General features: G+C 70.5%; 18 protein-coding genes. 12 read left to right on the forward strand and 6 right to left on the reverse strand.

All coding sequences use genetic code 11. The features are described 5' to 3' along the window. The coding region (locus D7X55_RS14665) for a hypothetical protein (protein WP_121723388.1) at positions 1 to 474 on the reverse strand (474 nt) is incomplete at its 3' end. 114 nt (positions 475 to 588) lie between these two features. On the opposite strand from D7X55_RS14665, the gene D7X55_RS14670 reads away from it, so the two are divergent. From D7X55_RS14670 to secF, 6 genes are all read left to right on the forward strand, one after another. Further along, complete coding sequence (locus tag D7X55_RS14670; protein WP_121723378.1) at positions 589 to 1,695, forward strand: SpoIID/LytB domain-containing protein; 1,107 nt, start codon at positions 589 to 591, stop codon at positions 1,693 to 1,695. Positions 1,696 to 1,746: 51 nt separating this feature from the next. After that, positions 1,747 to 2,835: a tRNA preQ1(34) S-adenosylmethionine ribosyltransferase-isomerase QueA gene (gene queA / locus D7X55_RS14675; RefSeq protein ID WP_121723379.1), complete on the forward strand. Its 1,089-nt coding sequence runs from the start codon at positions 1,747 to 1,749 to the stop codon at positions 2,833 to 2,835. Positions 2,836 to 2,891: 56 nt separating this feature from the next. Beyond that, entirely contained in the window at positions 2,892 to 4,028 is a 1,137-nt protein-coding gene (gene tgt, locus D7X55_RS14680; protein ID WP_370450210.1) for a tRNA guanosine(34) transglycosylase Tgt, read from the forward strand. A 151-nt stretch (positions 4,029 to 4,179) separates the two neighbouring features. Beyond that, the gene (gene yajC, locus D7X55_RS14685; protein WP_120548383.1) at positions 4,180 to 4,533 is read left to right on the forward strand and encodes a preprotein translocase subunit YajC; all 354 of its coding nucleotides are present in this window, start codon (positions 4,180 to 4,182) and stop codon (positions 4,531 to 4,533) included. Further along, entirely contained in the window at positions 4,533 to 6,305 is a 1,773-nt protein-coding gene (gene secD / locus D7X55_RS14690; RefSeq protein ID WP_121723380.1) for a protein translocase subunit SecD, read from the forward strand. The genes yajC and secD overlap by 1 nt, the downstream gene beginning before the upstream one ends. Positions 6,306 to 6,335: 30 nt before the next feature. Beyond that, positions 6,336 to 7,502, forward strand: a complete 1,167-nt coding sequence (gene secF / locus D7X55_RS14695) for a protein translocase subunit SecF (RefSeq protein ID WP_121723381.1) — start codon at positions 6,336 to 6,338, stop codon at positions 7,500 to 7,502. Positions 7,503 to 7,574: 72 nt separating this feature from the next. Here the strand turns inward: secF and D7X55_RS14700 are convergent, their stop codons facing one another. Further along, complete coding sequence (locus D7X55_RS14700; RefSeq protein ID WP_120548392.1) at positions 7,575 to 8,162, reverse strand: outer membrane beta-barrel protein; 588 nt, start codon at positions 8,160 to 8,162, stop codon at positions 7,575 to 7,577. A gap of 170 nt (positions 8,163 to 8,332) precedes the next feature. On the opposite strand from D7X55_RS14700, the gene recJ reads away from it, so the two are divergent. After that, entirely contained in the window at positions 8,333 to 10,048 is a 1,716-nt protein-coding gene (gene recJ / locus D7X55_RS14705) for a single-stranded-DNA-specific exonuclease RecJ (protein WP_120548380.1), read from the forward strand. Positions 10,049 to 10,066: 18 nt separating this feature from the next. Here recJ and D7X55_RS14710 read toward each other — a convergent pair whose 3' ends face one another. From D7X55_RS14710 to D7X55_RS14720, 3 genes are all read right to left on the reverse strand, one after another. After that, the gene (locus D7X55_RS14710; protein WP_120548379.1) at positions 10,067 to 10,306 is read right to left on the reverse strand and encodes a YHS domain-containing protein; all 240 of its coding nucleotides are present in this window, start codon (positions 10,304 to 10,306) and stop codon (positions 10,067 to 10,069) included. Between the two features lie 198 nt (positions 10,307 to 10,504). Further along, positions 10,505 to 11,281, reverse strand: a complete 777-nt coding sequence (locus D7X55_RS14715) for a hypothetical protein (RefSeq protein ID WP_121723382.1) — start codon at positions 11,279 to 11,281, stop codon at positions 10,505 to 10,507. A gap of 11 nt (positions 11,282 to 11,292) precedes the next feature. Further along, positions 11,293 to 12,591, reverse strand: coding sequence for a hypothetical protein (locus D7X55_RS14720; RefSeq protein ID WP_121723383.1), 1,299 nt, complete (start codon positions 12,589 to 12,591; stop codon positions 11,293 to 11,295). Between the two features lie 170 nt (positions 12,592 to 12,761). Here D7X55_RS14720 and aspS point away from each other — a divergent pair, with 170 nt between their 5' ends. The 5 genes from aspS to D7X55_RS14745 all read left to right on the forward strand — a co-directional run bounded on the left by aspS (position 12,762) and on the right by D7X55_RS14745 (position 19,227). Next, positions 12,762 to 14,579: an aspartate--tRNA ligase gene (aspS, locus tag D7X55_RS14725; RefSeq protein ID WP_120548376.1), complete on the forward strand. Its 1,818-nt coding sequence runs from the start codon at positions 12,762 to 12,764 to the stop codon at positions 14,577 to 14,579. Positions 14,580 to 14,731: 152 nt separating this feature from the next. Continuing rightward, positions 14,732 to 15,985, forward strand: a complete 1,254-nt coding sequence (locus tag D7X55_RS14730) for a carbohydrate porin (protein ID WP_121723384.1) — start codon at positions 14,732 to 14,734, stop codon at positions 15,983 to 15,985. Between the two features lie 59 nt (positions 15,986 to 16,044). After that, positions 16,045 to 17,034 (forward strand): cupin-like domain-containing protein, encoded by a 990-nt coding sequence (locus tag D7X55_RS14735; protein WP_120548374.1) that lies wholly within the window; start codon positions 16,045 to 16,047, stop codon positions 17,032 to 17,034. A gap of 523 nt (positions 17,035 to 17,557) precedes the next feature. Beyond that, positions 17,558 to 18,337 carry a cupin-like domain-containing protein gene (locus D7X55_RS14740; protein WP_255425010.1) on the forward strand — a complete coding sequence of 260 codons (780 nt, stop codon included), beginning with the start codon at positions 17,558 to 17,560 and terminating at the stop codon, positions 18,335 to 18,337. Then, positions 18,334 to 19,227 carry a hypothetical protein gene (locus tag D7X55_RS14745; RefSeq protein WP_147470112.1) on the forward strand — a complete coding sequence of 298 codons (894 nt, stop codon included), beginning with the start codon at positions 18,334 to 18,336 and terminating at the stop codon, positions 19,225 to 19,227. The genes D7X55_RS14740 and D7X55_RS14745 overlap by 4 nt, the downstream gene beginning before the upstream one ends. Positions 19,228 to 19,232: 5 nt before the next feature. Here D7X55_RS14745 and D7X55_RS14750 read toward each other — a convergent pair. Continuing rightward, a partial coding sequence (locus tag D7X55_RS14750) for a CHAT domain-containing protein (RefSeq protein ID WP_121723387.1) occupies positions 19,233 to 21,723 on the reverse strand: 2,491 nt, incomplete at its 5' end.

Below are 21,723 nucleotides of genomic sequence, written 5' to 3' on the forward strand. Positions count from 1 at the left end.
CGACATCTCCACGCGGACGTGCGCCACGGCCAGCCTCCGCAGCCATTCCTCCCGCGCCCGTCCGGGGGAGTCCGCGTCGGCGCGGGCGGCCTGGTCCAAGGCGGCCTCCACCTCGGGCCCCTGCGCGTGCATCCGCCGGCACAGCGACGCCACTGGGGCCAGCGGCACTGGCACGGGCGCGGTGTCCTTCTCCACGGCCATCGCCAGCATCCGCTCCCAGGCGGTGGCCTCCTCGGGGCTCTCCGGGGGCCTCGCGGGCTGCCCCAGCTGGCGGGCCAGCGCCACCGCCGCACGGAGCATCAACGTGGAGAAGGCGTTGCTCGAGATGCCGTACCAGGCCGCGCACTCCTCCTGGGAGCGGCGCTCCACCAGCCGGCGGATCAACACGGCGGCCGTGCGGGGCTCCAGGGCCCGGAGGGCCTGGGAGAGGGCCTCGGGCGACAGGCGGGCGGCATCAGGGACGGAGGCAGTCACGGGGCTCCATTCTGCGGCATCCGCCCGGGGTTTTCGCGGGCTCCTACCGGGGGCGTGCCCCGGCTTCCGGCCGATTTCTTGAGGCGGATCGCTCCGCCCCTAGACTGTTGGACCATGTTGCAACGTGTGGCACTGCTGCTGCTCCTGCTCGCGTCGTCGCGGGCGTCCGCCGTGGAGACGATGCGCATTGCCATGGACGACCCCGGCGACGAGGTCCGCGTGAGCGGCCGGGGCCTGGGCTTCGGCCCGGATGCCGAGGACGGCACCTTCGTCGCCGTCACCGCGGGCCAGGCCACCGTGCGCCGCCGCAACGGCAAGCTGGAGGTCAACGGGGCGCCGGTGATTGGGGAGGCCATCCGCTTCCGTGGCGGACTGGAGGCCACCGACGCGGGCGGCCCCGGCAACGAACCCCTGAAGGCGGGCAGCGCGCAGGTGCGTGGCGACGTCGTCGTGCGCCTGTTCAAGAACAGCCTCCAGCTCATCAACGTCATCCCCCTGGAGGACTACCTCGCGGCGGTGCTCGGCAGCGAGATGCCCGTGTCCTTCCCCCTGGAGGCCCTCAAGGCCCAGGCCGTGGCCGCGCGGACGTACGCGCTCCAGAAGAAGCTGGATGCGTATGGCGCCGCCTTCCACATGGGCAGCAGCGTGCTCCACCAGGTGTACGGCGGCGTGAACCGCGAGGACGCCAAGACGCGCGCCGCCGTGGAGGCCACGCGCGGGGAGGTGCTCACGTACGACCTGGCCCCCATCGAGGCGTACTTCCATGCTTCCTGCGGCGGGCGCACCGAGTCCGGTCAGGACGCGCTCCAGCGGAACCTGCCGTACCTGCAGCCCGTTGACTGCCCCTGCGGCAAGCTGCCCGCCAGCCGCTGGACGGCGACCCTGTCCGAAGCCGAGCTGCGCGGCGCGCTGAAGTCCGCGCCCCATGGCATGCGCGTCTCCGGCCGCACGCCCACGCACCGGGTGACCCGCGTGACGCTGCCGGATGGCACCGCGGTGGACGGCGTGACGTTCCGCCGCAAGCTGGGCTACACGCGCCTCAAGAGCCTGGACTTCGACGTGGAAGCCTCCGGCAAGAACTACGTGTTCACCGGACGTGGCTTCGGCCATGGGGCGGGGCTGTGCCAGTGGGGCGCCAAGGCCCTCGCCGACCAGGGCAAGACGTACCGGGAAATCCTTTCCCACTACTACCCGGGCGCCGAGTTCCAGCAGCTCTACTGAGGCCCTCGCCGGTTCCGTGAGGGCGCGGGGGCTGCTACAAGCGCCAACCCCGTGTCGCCCCTCCTCTCCGACTACGATTTCGAGCTCCCCGAGGCGCAGATCGCCCAGGCCCCGCTTCCCGACCGGGACGCGTCCCGCCTGATGGTCGTCAGCCGCGCCACCGGCGCCTGGAGCCACCAGCACTTCACCGGCCTGCCGGACCTCCTGCGCGAGGGCGACCTGCTCGTCGTCAACGACGCGCGCGTCATCCCCGCGCGCCTGCTGGGCCAGAAGAGCGGCACCGGCGGCCGCGTGGAGCTGCTGGTGGTGCGGCCCGCCGCCGCGGCCACGCTGACGTCCGCGGCGCTCGGTGGTGCGCCCGAGTCCCTGGAGTGGGTCTGCCTGGGGCAGGCATCCAAGGGGCTCAAGCCCGGCCAGTCCGTCACCTTCGCCGGGGGCCTGTCCGCCGAAATCCTGGAGGCTCTGGGGGGAGGGGAGTACCGGGTGCGCTTCCATGCCGCGCCGGGAACATCGCTCGCCAGCCTCCTGGACGCGGCGGGCCGGCTGCCCCTGCCTCCGTACATCACCCGCGAGCCCGAGGCCGCGGACGCCGAGCGCTACCAGACCGTGTACGCCCGCGCGTCCGGCGCCGTGGCCGCGCCCACCGCCGGCCTGCACTTCACGCCCGAGGTCTTCGCGAAGCTCGAGGCCAAGGGTGTCCGGCGCGCGGAGGTGACGCTCGACGTGGGGCCCGGCACCTTCCTCCCCGTGCGCGAGGAGGTGCTGGACAAGCACCACATGCACCCGGAGCGCTTCACCGTGCCCCAGGCCACCGCCGACGCCGTGAACGCCGCGAAGGCGGAAGGCCGCCGCGTGGTCGCCGTGGGCACCACCGTGGTGCGCACGCTGGAGTCCGCCACCGACCCGGACACGGGCCGGCTGCGCAGCGGACCGGGCGAGACGTCCATGTTCATCCGGCCCGGCTACGCCTTCCGCCAGGTGGACGTGCTCCTCACGAACTTCCACCTCCCGCGCTCCACGCTGGTGATGCTGGTGAGCGCGCTCCTGGGCCGTGAGCGCACGCTCGCCGCGTACCAGGAGGCCGTGCGCGCGGGCTACCGGTTCTTCAGTTACGGCGATGCCATGTTGGTGAAGGAGTGAGTGCCGTGGTCGACGAGCAGCGCAAGGAGAAGGGCGATACCCGCGTGCCCCCGGGGCTGGTGCGCTTCGAGCTGTTGCACGAGGACGCGAGCGGCACCAAGGCGCGCCGCGGCCGGCTGCACACGCCGCATGGCCCCATCGAGACGCCCATCTTCATGCCCGTGGGCACCGTGGGCAGCGTCAAGGGCGTGGGCCCGGACGACCTGAAGACCCTGGACGCGCAGATCATCCTGGGCAACACGTACCACCTGATGCTCCGCCCCACGGACGCGCTCGTCGGGGAGATGGGCGGCCTGCACCGCTTCATCTCCTGGGACCGGCCCATGCTCACCGACAGCGGCGGCTTCCAGGTGTTCAGCCTGTCGGAGAAGCGCAAGATCACCGAGGAGGGCGCCGCCTTCCAGTCGCACCTGGACGGCTCGCGGCACTTCCTGTCGCCGGAGCGCTCCATTGAAATCCAGGAGACGCTGGGCGCGGACGTCATCATGGCGTTCGATGAGTGCCCGCCGTCCACCGAGGACCGGGCCTACCTGGAGAAGTCCCTGGCGCGCACCACGCGCTGGCTGCACCGGTGCGTGAAGGCGTGGGGCCGCGAGCGCTCGTCGCTCTTCGGCATCGTGCAGGGCGGCCTCCATGATGACCTGCGCAAGCGCCACGCGGAGGAGGTGTGCGCGGTGGACCTGCCCGGCTACGCGCTGGGCGGCTACTCCGTGGGCGAGGCGCCCGAGGCCATGCACGCGGGCGTGGCCTACTCGGCCCCGCTGCTGCCCCGGGACAAGCCCCGCTACCTCATGGGCGTGGGCACGCCGCTGGACCTGGTGACGTGCGTGGAGCACGGCGTGGACATGTTCGACTGCGTGCTGCCCACGCGATGCGCGCGCAACGGGTTGCTCTTCACCTCGGAGGGCAAGCTGGTCATCCGCAACGCGGCCTACGCCAAGGACCCGCGGCCGGTGGACCCGGCGTGCTCCTGCTACACCTGCCGCAACTTCAGCCGGTCCTACCTGCGCCACCTGTTCGCGGCGGGGGAAATCCTGGCGATGCGGCTCAACACGCTGCACAACCTGCACTACTTCCTGGACCTGATGGCCCAGGTGCGCAGGGCCATCGCCGAGGACCGCTTCGCCGCGTTCGCCCGGGACTTCCGGGCGAGGGCTCAGGCCCAGGAAGCGGAGCGCAAAGGCGGCCGGTGAGCGGGCAACGGGTTTACCGCGCTTCCGGCGTTCACTTGCTCACATGGGGCGCCCTTGCTAAGAGGCCACCCTTTCGGATGTTTTGACCCCACCCGTACGCCGGGTCGGGGCCGCTTACCCGAGTCCTTCCCTTCCACCGACGAGGCAGTACGTGGCTGACAGTTTCCTGATTCTCGCGCAGGCCGGGGCCGGCGGTTCCCCCCTGGGGACCTTCGGCTTCCTCGCCGTGCTGGTGGCCATCATGTACTTCGTGATGATCCGCCCCCAGCAGAAGCAGCTCAAGGAGCACCGCAACCTGCTGGCGGGGCTGAAGAAGGGCGATGACGTCGTGACGTCCGGCGGCATCCTCGGGCGCATCCACCAGGTGGACGACTCCACCGTGACGCTGGAGATCGCCAGCGGGGTGCGCGTGCGCGTGCTCAAGACGGCTGTCAGTGCGAAGGGGGCCGTTCCGGTGGCAGGCGCCCCGGCGGCCACCCCCGCTGAGAAGAAGGAGGAGAAGTAATGGACCGCGGCTGGTGGTGGAAGTTCGGAATGATCGTCGCGGTGACGCTGGGGACGATCTGGTTCCTCGTCCCGACGTACTACTCGCTGGTCGTGCTGGACCGGAACGAGCGCAACAACATCGCCGTGCTGGAGCAGCGGCTGCCCGCGTGGGCGCCCCCCGCCAGGTACCGCCTCAACCTGGGGCTGGACCTGCAGGGCGGCATCCACATGGTGATGCGGGTGGACACCAAGACGGCCCTGCAGAAGCGCACCGAGCGCCGCGGGACGCAGATCGCCACCTACGTCAACGACAAGAAGCTGGGTGAGGTGACCGCGGACACGGACCCGGAGCGGCTGCAGCTGGTGCTGACCGCGAAGGACCCGGCGACCATGGACGCCATCCAGAAGGAGGTGCTGGCCACCTTCACGGACTTCACCCTGGAGTCCCGCAACGGCGGCACGCTGGTGCTCAAGCCGGACGAGGGCCAGGTGAACCGCTTCCGCGACGAGGCCGTGGACCAGGCGATGCTCGTCATCCGCCGCCGCATCGACAAGTGGGGCGTGGCGGAAGTGGACGTGCGCAAGCTGGGCACGGACTCCATCCAGATTTCGCTGCCCGGCCGCAGCAACCCGGAGCAGGCCAAGGAGCTGGTGGGCACCACCGCGCAGCTGGAGTTCCGGATGGTGGACGACACCAACCCGCAGGTGTTCGCGCAGATGTACCAGCAGAACCCGCCCCCGGCGGAGAGCAAGATCACCCTGGTGGAGGACGAGGGCTTCCCGCAGCTGTCCTCGCCCAACCGCGAGGCGCTGCTGGCGTACGCGAAGGACAAGACGCCAGAGGGCCGCGACGTCGTCACCGAGTGCGTGGCGAACCCGGTGAAGAAGAACGACTGCATCGCGTACCGCAGCTACCTGCTGGACAAGAACGTGCCGCTCACGGGCGAGAGCCTGGCCGGCGCGGACGCGTCCGTCAGCCAGATGAACGAGCCGGAGGTGAACATCGCGTTCGACCCGGCCGGCGCGCGTGAGTTCGAGAAGCTCACCGAGGCCGCCGTGGGCCGCCGGATGGCCATCGTGCTGGACGACAACGTGCACACCGCCCCGCGCATCAACGAGAAGATTGGCGGCGGCCGCGCGCGCATCACCATGGGCCGCGCCGGTGCGCGCAGCTTCGAGGAGTGGCTGGGCGAGGCGCAGACGCTGGCGCTGGTGCTCAAGGCGGGCGCGCTGCCCGCGCCGGTGACGGTGGGCGAAATCCGTCAGGTGGGCGCGACGCTGGGCGACGAGCTCATCAAGAAGGGCAGCCTGGCCGCGCTGGTGGGCCTGGCGCTCGTGGTGGTCTTCATGGCCATCTACTACCGCAAGTCCGGCCTCATCGCGGACGTGGCGCTGCTGCTCAACGGCCTGCTCATCCTGGCGGGCCTGGCGTTCTTCAACGCCACGCTGACGCTGCCGGGCATCGCGGGCTTCGTGCTGACGCTGGGCATCGCGGTGGACGCGAACGTGCTCATCAACGAGCGCATCCGTGAAGAGCTGTCCCACGGCAAGTCCGCGCGCGCCGCGGTGGACCAGGGCTACGACCGCGCCTTCTGGACCATCTTCGACGCGCACGTGACGACGCTCATCGCGGGCTTCATCCTGTTCTTCACGGGAACGGGTCCGATCCGCGGCTTCGCCACCACGCTCATCGTGGGTCTGCTCGCGTCGCTGTTCACGTCCATCGTCGTGACGCGCGTCATCACGACCTACTTCGTCCACGGCCGCAACGCGCAGTCGGTGTCCGTCTAACCGGCCCCCAGCGCCTTCGGGAAATCCGCCATGCAGATTCTCAAGCACAAGACGCACATCGACTTCATTGGGAAGCGCAAGCCGGCGCTCTTCATCTCCACGCTCATCAACCTGGCCATCATCGTCGGCATCGCCGCGGTGGGGTTCAACTTCGGCGTGGACTTCGCCGGCGGCACGGTGGTGGAGCTGAAGTACAACACGCCCACCACCGCGGCGCAGGTCCGCGAGAAGGCCCAGGCCGGCGGGCTGCACGACGTCAGCGTGCAGGGCATTGGCTCGGCGGACGAGAACTCCTTCCTCCTGCGCATGGGCGGCGTCACGCAGCTCACGGAGGAGAGCGCCGAGCGCGCGAAGACGGCCATCCAGGGCCTGGGCGAGGTGCGCAATGTCTACGCCGACATGGCGAACGGCATCGTGAACTTCCGCTCCGCGCAGCCCATGTCCGCGGAGGCCGTGAAGAAGGCCGTGCAGGACGGCGCGGGCATTGGCGTGCAGGAGGTGCGTGACCTGGGCGCGAACCAGGGCGGCACCGGCTACGACTACCAGGTCGTCGCGAGCGGCATGGCGGACAAGGTGTTCGCCGCGCTGAGCGCCGGTTCGGACAAGCCCAACTTCGAGCAGCGCCGCGTGGACTACGTGGGTCCGCAGGTGGGCAAGCAGCTGCGCAACCGCGGCATCATGGCGCTGGTGTACTCGATGGTCGCCATCCTCATCTACGTGGCGTTCCGCTTCGACTTCAAGTTCGGCCCGGGCGCGCTGCTCGCCATGCTCCACGACGTCATCATGGTGGCGGGCTACTACCTGGTGAGCCAGCGCGAGTTCAACCTCACGTCCATCGCCGCGCTGCTCACCATCGTGGGCTACTCGGTGAACGACACCATCGTCATCTACGACCGCATCCGCGAGGACATGGCGAAGTACAAGGGCAAGCCGCTGCCGGAGATCATCAACATCGCCGTCAACGACACGCTGGGCCGCACCATCCTCACCTCCGGCGTGACGGCGCTGTCGCTCATCGGTCTGCTCATCTTCGGCGTGGGCGAGATCTTCGACTTCGCCATGGCGATGCTGGTGGGCATCCTCGTGGGCACGTACTCGTCCGTGTACATCGCCAGCCCGCTGGTCATCTGGCTGGATGAGCGCGCGCACTCCCGCGAGGCGCACCACGGCGGCAAGCAGGAGCCGAAGACGGCCTAGCGCTGTCGCCGGTGCCTTGAAGTGACGAGGGCCCTCTTCCCCAACGTGGGAGCGAGGGCCCTTCGCTTTTCTTCAGAAGCGCGCGCCCAGGGTGAGCGACGCGTCCATCAAGCCGCCGCCGTTGTCGTCCGTGGAGGCGACGTTGGCGAAGTCCTGGTCGATGAGGAGGCGGTACGTTCCGCGCACGCCGGCGGTGAGGCCGCCGGTGTTGAACTCCAGGCCCACCGCGAGCGGTATCTCCTCCATCAGGTCGCTGTCGTAGAGCCCCGCGCCCGCGCCGCGCACGTCCACGTAGGACAGGCCCAGGCCCACGCCCGCGAAGGGGCGCACCGCGGTGAGGAAGGGCGGGGACACCTTCACCAGCGCGCTGCCGCCATTGCGCACCAGCGAGGGCGCGTCGAACAGGCGCGTGTCCGCGACCTTGTTCTGCGAGCCCTCGTAGCCCACTTCAAAGCCGAGGAAGGTGGTGGGCTGGAGGTTGAGCGTCAGGCCCCACAGCGGGCCGGTGCTGGACAGGTTGCCCAGGTCCCCCGTGTAGTCGCCAATGCCACCGCGCAGGAAGACGTTCACGTCCCCCTGCTTCTTGTCAGCGGCGAGCACGGGCGCGGCGCACAACACGACGGCTGTCAGGGCACCGCCCTGGAGAAACCTGCGAAGCATGCGGACCTCCCTGTCCACGGGTGTGCACTCAAGCTGGCCACCGCGCACCCGCCGTGCAGGTTCACAGCAGGGAGGCAGCCGAGCGCACGTCTGAACACGCGTGCAGGAGGGTGGTGTGAGTGGGCGGGTTGGACTGCCTTGGTCGGACGTCTGAGGTACTGTGCTTTTCCATGCGGTGGTTGCTTCCAGATGTCGTCGAGCAGGAGGTCGGTTCGCTCGCGGGTGAGCTGTCACTTCACCCGTTGGCGGCGAGGGTGTTGCTCCACCGTGGCTACCGCACGCCGGAGGCGGCGTCGGCCTTCCTGTCGGACCGGCTGGCGGACCTGCCGGACCCGTTCCGGATGAAGGGCATGGGCCCCGCGGTGGAGCGCGTGCTGCGCGCGGTGCGGCTCAAGGAGAAGGTGACGCTCTACGGGGACTACGACGTGGACGGCGTGTCCTCCACGTCGCTCATGTACCTGTTCCTCAAGGAGCTGGGCGCCACCCCCGCCACGTACATCCCGCACCGGCTGGATGAGGGCTACGGCCTCAACCTGGGCGCGGTGGAGCGCATCGCGCAGGACGGCACGCGCCTCCTGGTGACGCTGGACTGCGGCATCACCTCCGTGGCGGAGATTGCCCGCGCGAAGGAGATGGGCCTGGACGTCGTGGTGGTGGACCACCACACCGTGCCGCCCACGCTGCCGCCCGCCACCGCGGTGCTCAACCCGCACCAGCCCGGCTGCGAGTACCCCACCAAGGTGCTGTGCGCCGCGGGCGTCGCCTTCAACCTGTGCATGGGCCTGCGCAAGCGGCTGCGCGATGACGGCTTCTTCGCCACGCGCAAGGAGCCCAACCTCAAGGCGCTGATGGACCTGGTGGCGCTGGCCACCGTGGCGGACGTGGTGCCGCTCACCGGCGCCAACCGCATCCTCGTGGCGCACGGCCTCCAGGAGCTGTCCCAGGGCCGCCGTCCCGGCATCCGCGCGCTGAAGGAGGTGGCCGGGCTGGAGCCGGACGCCGCCGTCACCGCCGGCCAGGTGGGCTTCCGCCTGGGGCCCCGCATCAACGCCGCGGGCCGCCTGCATGACGCGTCGCTGGGCCTGCAACTGCTCTGCGCGGACTCCGTGGAGACGGCGCGCTCGCTGGCGCAGGTGCTGGACCGCGCGAACGCGGAGCGGCAGGGCATTGAGAGCGGCATCCTCACGCAGGCGCTGGCGCAGGCGGAGGAGCACAAGGACTCGCGCGGCTTCGTGCTCTACGACGAGGGCTGGCACCCGGGCGTCATCGGCATCGTCGCGTCACGCGTGGTGGAGCGCTACCACCGGCCCACGGTGATGGTGGGCGTGAAGGACGGGGTGGGGAAGGGCTCGGCGCGCAGCATCGAGGCGTTCCACCTGTACGACGCGCTCACCGGCTGCTCGGACCTGCTCACGCGCTACGGCGGCCACAAGCACGCGGCCGGCCTCACCATCGACGCGAAGCAGCTGCCCGCCTTCCGCGAGGCCTTCGCGAAGATTGCCCTCCAGCGCCTGACGCCGGAGGACATGATTCCGCGCTGCCGCGTGGACGCGGTGGTGAACCCGCGCGACCTGGACGCGACGGCGGTGGAGTCCCTGCAGCGGCTGGGGCCCTTTGGTCAGGGCAACCCGGAGCCGGTGCTGGTGCTGCGCGGCCAGCAGGCCCGGCCCCGCGTGCTGCCCGCGAAGTCCGGGGCGCCTGGCGCGGGGCACCTGAAGCTGGCGCTCGTGGACGCGCCGGAGCTGGATGCCATTGGCTTCGGCATGGCGGACCGCGTGTCGCTGGTGGAGGGGCCGGTGGACCTGGCCTTCCAGGCCGGCTTCGACACCTTCCGGGGCCAGCGCAAGCTGTCCCTGCGCCTCAAGGACGTGCGTCAGGCCGCCTGACGCACGCGCAGTCCCCTCTTAAGCGAGCCCCCAGCGCACCCGGCCCGGCGACATCAGCGCGCCGGCCCGCGCCATCTCGTTGAGGCGGAAGCGCTCCGCCTGACGCTCGAAGGCGCTGCGGCAGCCCTCCGAGCAGAAGAAGTACCGGCGCTTCTTGTACTCCGACGAGGGATGGCCCTCCGGGGCCTCCAGGTGCCTTCCGCACACCGGATCCCAGTGCTTGGTGTTGCCGTGCCCGTGTTCCTGTTCGCCGTTCATCTTCCACCTCCGACCCGACCGCCCCCAACGCCCACCGGCCGCGAATGTAAGCAGGGGGCGTGCCAGGGATCCATCTCCTTGGAACGCCAATGACAGTGCGTGCGTCCGGGACGGGAAGGAGGGGAAAAAGTTCAGCCCCCGCTACCGCTTCCGGAAGGGGAAGGGCGCGGGGGCCGAAGGGGCCTGCCGGGCTGCGCGTCAGAAGCCGATGCCGGCGCTGCCACCCAGGAAGAAGTCGTTGGCGTAGCCGCGGCGCAGGCCGGTGGCCTCGATGCGGAAGGTGAGGTGGAGCGAGCGCGACAGGGCGGGCCGGCCGCGGATGCCCAGGCCGTACTGCACCACGGGCTTGAGGCCGTTCACCTTGGTCTCGTCCTCGCCCACGGTGATGCCGGTGTTCTGGTACGCGAGTCCGCCACCGGCCTGGAGGAACAGACCGAAGGGCGAGTCGCCGAAGCGGAACAGCCAGGCGGGCGCGAGCGTGAAGTAGTGAAGCCGCGTGTCCCCCTTGATGAATTCCGTGCCGTCACTGAGGCTGCCGTAGAGCCAGCGCAGGTCCGCGAAGAGGGCCTCGCGCAGGGTGTCGTGCTCCGTGAAGAAGTTGCGGCCGAACTCCCAGGTGGCGCGCACGCCCAGGCCGGGCTTGTTGTCGGAGAAGTCGCCGCGGGCGCTGTCGATCATCAACAGGCCGCCCACCAGTTCCACCGCCACGCCCAGGTTGGGGTCGTCCAGGCGGGACATGCCCCGGAAGCCCTCGTCGTTGGTGGCCTCGGCGGCCTCGCGGAACTCGTCCGTCTCATCCACCAGCTTGCGGCGGCGCTCGTAGGCGTCGTCGTCCGCCTGCCGGGTCTTCTCCTGGGTGCGCTCGGCTTCTTCCTCCGGGTAGGCGTAGGGGTCGTCGTCGTCCGCGCTCTGGGCGAAGGCGGCGGGGGTGAAGAGCAGGCTGCCAGCGAGGCAGGCCTTGAGCCAGGTGTTCAAGGGAGCGGGCCTCACTGGTGGATGTTCGGGCAGGTGGTGCCGCCCGCCGCGCTGGCCGGGCAGAGGTTGTCGCCGATGAGATGGTCGCGAGGAATCTGCACGTGGTCCATGAACTCGTTGCAGACCGCCTTCTTCAGCTCCAGGTCGGTGATGTGCGAGATGATGGCCCGGGCGGGGATGGCCAGCGGGAACAGCGTCTGGTCGCCCAGCACCCGCTGGGTGGCCTGGTAGATGCCCTCCTTGCCGGACTCGCCGTCGTAGTACGCGGAGACGATGTCTCGCTGGAGCTGGGCCTCCTGCCCCGTGGAGCGGCCCGCCTGGTAGAGCGCGGTCGCGATGAGCGTGCCCACCTGGTACTCGGCGCCGTCGGCGGTGAAGCTGTTCAGGTCCTGCTGCTGCACGCGCGCGTACAGGGTGGCGTTCATGCAGCGGTCCCCGCGCGAGAGGTCCCGCGCGTCCGTCACGCCGGAGTAGGGGCCGCCGTCGAACGAGGGCGCCATGAAGCGGGGGTCACACCCTCTTGCACTGCGGCAGGTAGCGCCGTAGGCGTGGTAGTCCGCCAGGCCTTCATCGTAGGCCTTGAGCACGTTGGCGCCCTGGCTGGGCGCTTGCGAGCCCCAGACGGACAGCGCCAGGGGCAACGCCTGGCCATTGTATGCCAGCCGATTGAACACGAGGTGCGAGTACTCGTGCGCCATCACCGCCGCGTTGAGGGGCAGCGGGGCGCGCTGGATCTTGTCGAAGGGCAGCACCAGGAAGGACTGGAGCACCGGGTAGAAGAGGGCGTTGTCCCGCGCCGGCTCCTTGCTCTGCTCCGTGATGATGAATTCCGGGAAGTAGTAGAGCGTGGGCGCGGGCTCGAAGGACGCGACCTTCACGTTGCCGACGGTGCGGAAGTACTCGTTGGCGCGCTCGAGGTTGTAATACGAGGTCACCATGTTCCAGGAGTGGAAGTCCGCGGGCCAGAGGACGTCCTCGCCCGTCTTCTCATCCTTCTGGGTGATGTAGCTGGCCTTCACGTCATGGCCGGACTTCTTGAGCAGCACGTCCGCGACCGTGTCCTCCGTGGCGTTCTGGAGCGCGGGGTCGTTCGGGTCGATGACGATGCGCGCGCCGCCCTGGAGGTCGCCGACGGTGCCCTTCAGGCCGACGATGTCCTCGATGGTGGTGAGCTCGACCTGCGTGGGGACGTACTGGCTATTGTCAGAGAGCGACAGCACGGAGACCTTCACGGGGGCCTCGCTGTCCGGCGCGCAGCCGGAGGCCAGGAGGCCCAGCCCGACGGCGGCGGTGGTGACTGTTCGGAGCATGACGCCGTTTTACTCCGGACCGCCCGGAACGTGTATTCCCCTCAGAAAAGGGCCGGGCTGGCGAGGAAGCGCAGGGGCATGGGCAGCCATGGATTCCTTGACGCGCCGTTTCCACGATCCGCTATGGTGCCCGGCCTTCTTCCATCACGAACCAAACGCAGGCGGTCTCCATGGCGGTCCCGTTCATTTCCGAGGTCAAGCGTACCCACACCTGCGGTCAGCTCACGGCCGCGAACGTTGGCGAAGAGGTGGTCCTCTTCGGCTGGGTGCACAACCGCCGAGACCACGGCGGCGCGGTGTTCATCGACCTGCGGGACCGCGACGGGCTCACCCAGGTGGTGTTCGAGCCGGACAGCAAGGAGGCCCATGAGACGGCCGGTCACCTGCGCCTGGAGTACTGCGTGGGCATCAAGGGCAAGGTGCTCTCGCGCGGCAAGAACGTGAACCCGAAGATGAAGACGGGGGAGATCGAGGTGAAGGCCTCGGACCTGACCATCTTCAATCGCTCGGAGCCCACGCCGTTCCTCATCGAGGACAACGTGGAGACGTCCGAGGAGAAGCGCCTGGCGCACCGCTACCTGGACCTGCGCCGCGGGCCGCTCCAGAAGACGCTGATGACGCGCTCCAAGATGAACACGCTGGCTCGCTCGTACATGGCGGGCAACGGCTTCCTGGAGCTGGAGACGCCCTTCATGGGCAAGTACACGCCGGGCGGCGCGCGCAACTTCCTGGTCCCCAGCCGCCTGAACCCGGGCAAGTTCTACGCGCTGGCGGAGAGCCCGCAGCTGTACAAGCAGCTCTTCATGGTCGCGGGCTTCGACCGGTACTTCCAGATCGTGAAGTGCTTCCGCGACGAGGACCTGCGCCTGGACCGGCAGCCGGAGTTCACGCAGATCGACGTGGAGATGAGCTTCGTCACCCAGGACGACATCTTCACCATCATCGAAGGGCTGCTGAAGAAGCTGTGGGGCGAGGTGCTGGGCATCGACATCCCGACGCCCTTCATGCGCATGGACTTCTACGAGTCCATGGCGAAGTACGGCAACGACAAGCCGGACCTGCGCTTCGGGCTGGAGCACACCGTGCTCACGGACGTCATCCGCGAGCACGGCGCGGCGGGCGGCGTGCCCATGATGTGGGACGCGGTGCAGGACAAGGGCATCGTCAAGGCGATGGTCGTCCCCGCGGAGAAGGCGCTGTCCCGCGCGGAGAGCGACAAGCTGGAGGACTTCGCGAAGCAGGCGGGCGCCAAGGGCCTGGCGCGCGCGAAGGTGGGCGAGGGCGGTGAGTGGACCCAGTCCCCGCTGTCCAAGACGATTACCCCCGCGCTGCGGCAGGCCATCAACCAGGCCGTGGGTGCGAAGACGGGCGACCTCATCCTGTTCCAGTTCGGGAAGGAGTCGCTGGTGCACACGGTGATGGCGAACCTGCGCGTGCACGTGGCGAAGAAGCTGGGGCTGATTCCGGAGTACGGCAGCGGCGGCCAGTGGAAGTTCCTCTGGGTGGTGAACCCGCCCCTCTTCGAGTTCGACGAGGAGACGAACACCTGGGCCGCGGCGCACCACGCCTTCACCCGTCCGCACGACGAGGACGTGCAGTACCTGGGCACCGACCCGGGCCGCGTGAAGTGCCACCGCTACGACGTGGTGCTCAACGGCTTCGAGATTGGCGGCGGCTCCATCCGCCTGCATGACCCGAAGGTGCAGAGCGAGGTGTTCAAGGCGCTGGGCATCCAGGAGGAGGAGGCGCGCGTGAAGTTCGGCTTCCTGCTGGACGCGCTCAAGTTCGGCGCGCCCCCGCACGGCGGCATCGCGCTGGGCATGGACCGCCTGGTGATGCTGCTGACCGGCGCGGAGTCCCTGCGCGACGTGATCCCGTTCCCCAAGACGAAGACGGGCACGGACACGATGACGGGCGCCCCCGGCGACGTGGACGAGAAGCAGCTGCGCGAGCTGCACGTGCGCACGGTGCCGCTGCCGCAGAAGTAACCCGGCGCGCGCACGTTCGTTCCTCGCCGGACCCCGGGCCCGTCTTGAGGCCCGGGGAGTGGCTGGAGGGTGACGGACGGCCCCGCCGCACGGCTGGACATCCCGGTGGCCGTGGCCATTGAGGACCCGTGGCGTGCGAGGGAGCGGGCGCGATGCGGGAACGGGCTTTCGGGGCGTGGGTGCTGGCGTGGGCCCTGCTGTGCGCGGGGCCGGCCTTCGCTGCCGAGACGAAGATGCCCCCCGGCCTCACCGGCGGCTGGAGCGGGATGCGCGGCTTCCTCTACGAGCTGGGCGTGGGCATCCAGGTCCGCTACGTGACGGAGCTCGCCTACAACGCGCGCGGCGGCAAGGGGCATGCGCTGCGGCAGGCGGGCCAGCTCAACGTGGGGCTGGGCCTGGACCTGGAGAAGCTTGCCGGGGTGAAGGGCGGCACCTTCCAGTTCACGTTCACGCACCGCAACGGCAACAACCTCAACGCGGATATGGAATTGGGCAACCTCCAGCTGGTGCAGGAGGTGTACGGGCGCGGCAACGTGGGGCGCCTGACGCAGCTCTGGTACGACCAGCTGTTCTGGGACGAGCGGGTGCACCTGAAGGTGGGCCGCGTCACCATGGGCGAGGACTCGGCGGACTTCCCCTGCGACTTCCAGAACCTGTCCTTCTGCGGCGCGCAGCCCGGCAACATCGTGGGCAACTACTGGTTCAACTGGCCGGTGAGCCAGTGGGGCACGCGGCTGCGCGTGGACCTGAAGAAGGTCGCCTACGTGCAGCTGGCCGCGTACGAGGTGAACCCCCGCAACCTGGAGGAGGCCTTCTACCTGGGGCGCTTCAACGGGGCGACGGGCGTGATGCTGCCCCTGGAGCTGGGCTGGAACCCGAAGTTCCACGGCGACCTGCTGGAGGGGCTCTACAAGGTGGGCGTCTGGTACGACACGTCCAACGCGCCGGATGTGCTGCTGCCCGACGTCGAGCGGCAGGGGCGCTATGGCGTGTACTTCGTCGCGCGCCAGCAGCTGTCGCACGTGCTGGGGTCGGAGAACGAGGCACAGGGGCTCAACCTGTTCGTGCGCCTGACGTACGCGGACCGGGACACCTCCGCGCAGGACGGCCAGTACACGGCGGGCCTGGGCTACACGGGGCTCCCCGGGCGGCCGGATGACGACGTGGGCTTCGCGCTGGGCGCCACGCACTCCAACGGGCGCTACATCACCGCGCAGCGGCAGAAGCAGGCGCAGGCCCCCGGCACGCTCATCCCTCGCACGGAGTACGTGGGGGAGCTGTACTACAGCCTCCATGCGGCGCCGTGGCTCGTGCTGCGGCCCAACCTCCAGTACATCCGTCCAGGTGGGAACGACGAAGCGCGCGACATCCTCGTCCTGGGCCTCAAGGGGGCACTCACCCTGTAGGGCATGTGGGCGGAGCACGCCCTTTCCGTGCCGCTCCGCGGGTGGCCTAGAGTGGGGCCATGGCCCTGTCACCCTCGTGGGATGCGTGGCTGTCGGAGAACCTGCTGCGGGGCGTGCCTGAGGAGGCGCTGGTCCGGGCGCTGGTCGCCGGAGGGGTGGCCGCGGAGGAGGCTCGCGCGGAGGTGTCGCTCGCGCGGCGGCACCCGGCGGTGGTGGCCGGGGGCTCGCGGACGACGCTGGGCCCGGAGGTGGTGTCGCTGCTGGACGTGCGCTCGGCGCTGCATGCGCAGTCGCGCCGGACGGTGGAGCGGCGGCGGGGCGTGTCCGCGGAGGAGTTCCAGGCCCGCTACTACCGCGCGCACCGGCCCGTCGTGCTGGAGGACTTCCTGGAGGGCTGGCCGCTGCTGGAGCGCTGGCGGCCGGCGGCGCTGGCACGGGACTACGGCGACGTGGAGGTGGAGGTCATGGCGGGCCGCGAAGCCCGCGCGGACCATGACGTGTCACCGGATGCGTGCCGCACGGTGATGCGGCTGGGGGACTTCCTCCACCGGCTGGAGCACGGCGGGCCGTCCAACGACCTGTACCTCACGGCGCGCAACTTCGCGCTGGAGCGGCCGGAGCTTCAGGGGCTCTGGGAGGACCTGCGGCCCGCGCCGGGCTTCGTGTACCCGACGCGGCAGCCCGGCAGCCTCAAGCTGTGGGTGGGGCCGGAGGGCACGCGCACGGCGCTGCACCATGACGTGGACTCGGTGCTGTTCTGCCAGGTCCATGGGCGCAAGCGCTTCTGGCTGGTGCCGTCCCATGAGACGCCGCGCCTCTACAACCGCGAGCACGTGTGGAGCCCGGTGGACGCGGCCGCGCCGGACCTGGAGCGCTTCCCGGACTTCGCCCGCGCGCACGTGCACGAGGTGGTGGTGGGCCCCGGAGAAATGCTCTTCATCCCCGTGGGCTGGTGGCACCAGGTGCTGGCGCTGGACGTGAGCGTGTCGCTGACGTTCCAGTCGCTGGACGTGCCGGGCGGCAATGCGCGGTGGCACACCTTCGGTTGAGGTGTGCCCGCCGCTTCAATGACTTCGCGTCACGTCAGTCGTTGAGGTTTTCACCCTTCGGCGTTTGAGGAAGGGGCGGTGTGGAGGGCGTCGGCGTGGGCACGGGCTCCTCGGGGAGCCGCTTCCGGCTGAGGTCCTCCTGCGCGGGGTCACACGGGGGATTGGGATTCGGGACGATTTTGTATGAGTTCTCGGGAGGTATCATGGAGTCCGCTCTTGGTGGATGTGGACGACCCAAATGGTTCAGCCCGGCTCAAGGGGGATGGCGATGACCTCCTCCCTCCCCCCTGAATGGAAAACGTGGCTGGCGAATAACCTTGCGCGCGGGGTGCCCTCCGCGAGCCTGGGAGCCCGTCTGGAGGCGGCCGGAATCACGCCAGAGGTTGTCTGGGAAACGATTCACGCCGCCCAGACACATCCCGCGGTGACGCTGGGTCGTGATTTCACGAAACGTCTGGGATTGCTTGAATCGTTGCTCGCGACGCGGTCGGCGTTGCGACGACAGGCATTGCCGGCGCCGCGCGTGGAGCGGCGGTCCCGGCTGACTCCAGCGGAATTCTTCCATGAGTATTACCGGCGCAACCGGCCGGTTGTGATTGAGGGGTTGATGGAGGGCTGGCCGGCGCGGACGCGGTGGACGCCCGCGTGGATGGCGGAGCGGTTCGGGGCCGAGCCGGTGGAGGTGATGGCGGGGCGGGATGCCCAGGAGTTGCCGGACCTTCACGCGGACCGGCTGCGCCGGGAGGTGCCGCTGCGGGAGCTGCTGGCCCGGTTCGACGGGGCGCCCGGGAACGACATGTATCTGGTGGCTCGCAACAGCCTGTTGCTGCGCGAGGCGTTCCGGCCGCTGCTGGAGGACCTGCGCGCGCCGGAGGGTTACATCCAGCCGGACCTGCACGGGCCCGACCGCGTGCACCTGTGGCTGGGGCCGGCGGGGACGCTGTCCAACCTGCACCATGATCACCTCAACGTCCTGTTCTGCCAGGTGTGGGGACGCAAGAAGGTGTGGCTGGCGCCGTCGTGGGAGACGCCGTGGATGTCCAACGTGCGCGGCTTCTACAGCGCGGTGGACGTGCTGGCGCCGGACCTGGAGCGCTTCCCGGACTTCGCCCGCGTGGCGCTGCACACGGTGGAGGTGGGGCCGGGGGACACGCTCTTCATCCCGGTGGGGTGGTGGCATGCGCTGCGGGCGCTGGACCCGAGCCTGTCCGTGACGTTCGTGAACTTCGAACAGACGCCTGGGATGAACACCTGCTGGCGGGAGGGCTGGCTGGGCGCCCTTCCCGGGGAGGAGCACCGATGAGGGCTTCGCGCGATGTGGAGGCGGACGCTTCGCCGCTGACGCCCGAGTGGCGGCGGTGGCTGGTGGAGAACCTGGTGCGCGGTGCGTCACCGAAGGCGCTGCTGGCGTCGCTGGAGCAGTCGGGAGTGCCCGCGGAGCAGGCGCGGCGGGCGCTGGAGGTGGAGCAACAGGAGCCCTTCGTCGCGGGCGTGCTGCGCGCGACGGGCATGCAGCGGAAGCTGGAGGGCCTGCTGGACGTGTACGCGGAGCTGTTCCAGCAAACCGAAGGTCCGCCGCGCGTGGACCGGCACGCCGCGCTGACGCCCGATGCGTTCTTCGAGCGCTACTACTTCGACAACCTGCCCGTGGTGCTGCGCTCGGACTGGAGCGCGTCACTGGCGCTGGAGCCCTGGAGCCCCGGGAGCGTGGCCGCGCGGCTGGGTGAGCGCGAGGCGCGGCATGCGTGCTGCGTGCCGCTGTTCGAGGATGCGCGGCTGGAGGCCCTGACGCGGGGACTGACGACGCTGCCGGGCTTCACGGCACAGGACGCGCGCGCGTGCGAGCCCCGCCTGTGGTGGGAGCCGCCGGGGGCGGAGGTTCCTCTGCGCGCGGCGAGGCGCAACGTGCTGCTGGCGCAGGTGCACGGGGAGCGGCGGCTCCAGCTGGTTCCGGCCTTCGAGCTGCGGCGCATGGCCACGGCTTCGCCGGAGCCCCGCGACGCGCCCCTGCGCCTGGAGGTGACGCTGTCGCCGGGCGAGTGCGTGCTGCTGCCGGTGGGGTGGTGGTACGGCTTCAGCGCGCCAGACGGCGGGGTCGCCGTCTCGTTCGAGGCCTTCGCGCTGCCGGAGCCGAACGTGACGTGGGACGTGGACGCGGAGCCCCAGGCCACTCCGCTGCCGCCGCGAGACTGAAGGGGCTACTGGTACAGCAGCACCTTGTCCACCCAGCGCAGGCCCGGCTGCTTCTGGCGCCAGTCGAGCCGCTCGGCGCGCAGGGCCTGGGAGGGCTCCTCTCCGGACTGGATGCGCTCGCGCACCGCGCGGAAGAAGGCGCCCGCGTCGTTGGGGATCTCCGCCGTGGCGGCGAAGACCGCCCGCGCCCCCGAGGCGACGAACGCCTGCGGCAGCGAGGACGTCTCATGCAGGATGGGCGGGAGGCGGGCCGCGCTGCAGGCGCCCAGCACCACCAGGGGCGCGCCATGCAGGTGCCGGCGGCGCAGCTCCTCCGCGGTGAGCGCGTAGTGCCCGTCCTGCTGCGGCGACAGCGCGATGACCGTGGCGGACGACAGCGTGCGGTCCACCACCCCGTGCGCGTGGATGTCGATGTCCGTGGCCTGCTCCATGGCCTCCAGCACGCGCTCGGGCGTGGCCTGCGCGCCCTTGAGCCGCAAGAGCCGCTGCGCGCCCGCCAGGTCCGTGTCCGCCACCGCGGGCAGCCGCGCCAGCTTCAGCGTCATGGGCGGCTCCACGTCCGACACCACGAGGTGCAGGGGCGGCTTCGCGGGGGACGCCGGAGGCGCGCCGGTGCCGACCCGGTAGCTCCACGCCAGGTCTGTCGGCAGGATGCCCGCGCGGCTGTCCAGCGGCGGCGCGGCCAGCACCGCCACGCGGGGACAGTCGCGCAGCAGGTCCAGCAGCTCGCGGGGGACCAGCCCCGTCAGGTCATCGCGCAGGGGCAGGGTGCGTGAGGCGTCGTAGTGGCCCTGCACCTGGCCTCCAGGGCCCCGCACCACCGTCACCGTGCGCTCCGCCTCCACCGCCGCCGCCAGCACGCAGCCCTCCGGCACGGGCACCTGGAGGCTTTCGGCCACCGCGTCCATCGCCTCCCGGAAGGCCCCGGCGTGGCCCGCGCTCACCGCCAGCGTCTGGTAGGCCACCGCCCGGGCGTCGCGCGCGTCCGCGTTCACCCGCAGGAGCGGCTCCGCCTCCGCGATGGTCTGCCGCAGCACCTTCTGTCCTTCACGCCAGTCGCGGTCCACGGTGAACCGTCCCCGGATGAGCGTGGCCAGCACGCGCCGCCCCGGGTTCTCCTTGAGCGGCGTCACCCGCGCCAGCTCCGCCATCAGGCGCGATTCGTCCGAAGGCCGCGGCGCCAGGCGCGCCAGGTCCGCGAGGATCCACGCGCCCTGGAGTCCGGGCGTCCGGCCACACGCGAGCGCATCCTCCATCTCCTGCCGCGCCTCCTGCGGGCGGAAGCGCATCAGCGCCAGCGAGGCCAGGTTGAGGTGCGCCTGCGTGCGCGCCCGGCAGTCGTCGGGCTGACGGGCCAGGGACTCGCTGAGGTAGGCGCGCGCGAGCGCCACCCGCACCTGGAAGCGCATCGCGTCCGCCATCATCACCAGCGCCGTGCCCTCGCGTTCCCACTCGCCCAGCGCGGCGGCCTCCCGCCATGCGTTCTTCGCGGCCTCCTCCGCCTCCACCAGCCGGTTGGACGCGGTGGCCCGGCCGCTCAGGCGCAGGAGCACGTCCACGCAGCGCAGGGGCAGCTTGTTCGCGCGGCACTGCTCCAGCGCCGCCCGCAGCCGCTCCCCGGCCTGGGGCCCCTGTCCGGCCAGGTCGTCCAGCCGCGCGTCCTCGACCGCCACGCGCGAGAGGATCCACGGGTCCGTCTCCGCCGCCGTCAGGGCGCCAAGCTCCTCGTGCGTGCGTGCTACTCCCAGCGTGCGCAAGAGCGCGCCGAGGAGCAGGTCCTTCGCCGCGGGCTCCTGCCTCAGCCGCTCGATGAGGGCCGCGGGGGACGGATGCGCGTCCTGCACCAGCTTCGCGTACTCGCGCGCGAGCGGTGCCCGGCGCGTGAAGTCCTGTGCCGCCACGCGCCGCACGCTGTCCTCCAGCACGGTGCCTCCGCCCGCGGCGCGGTCCAGCGCCTGCGCCAGCGGCAGCAGCGCCTCCGCCTGCTCAGCGCTCTCCGACACGGCCAGCAGGTCGTAGAAGGACTCGCGCGCCATGCCCGGGAAGCGCGCGGCCTCCTTCACCGGCAGCGGCGCCTGGGGCGAGCGCAGCCGGGTCTGGAGCGCCGCGCGCGTGGCCTTCCACGCCTCCGCCCGCGCCTGGAATCCGGCGCGCAGCGTCTGGGCCTGCTGGCGTGCCTCGTCGCTCCAGCCAGGCTCACCCTTGGCGGCCACCGCCTCGAACGCCGTGGCCGCGAGGAGCGTCAGCCCCAGCTCGCGCGCCACCACGGCGCGGTTCCAGCGCGCCTGCGGGTGCTCGGGCATGGCCTCCAGCGTGGCGTCCAGCAGCGTCAGGGCGTCATCGGAGCGGCCGCGCAGGATGGCGACGGCGGCCAGGTCGCTGTCCCGGTCCAGCGAGGGCGACGCGCGCGTCAGGTACGCGAGCGCCTGCTCCGTGTCGCCATGCAGGAGGTAGCTGATGCCCACGCCGTGCGTGTCGCCTTGCTCCTCCAGGCGG

Origin of the sequence: Corallococcus sp. AB049A, from assembly GCF_003668885.1 — a bacterium.
GTDB classification, from domain to species: domain Bacteria; phylum Myxococcota; class Myxococcia; order Myxococcales; family Myxococcaceae; genus Corallococcus; species Corallococcus interemptor.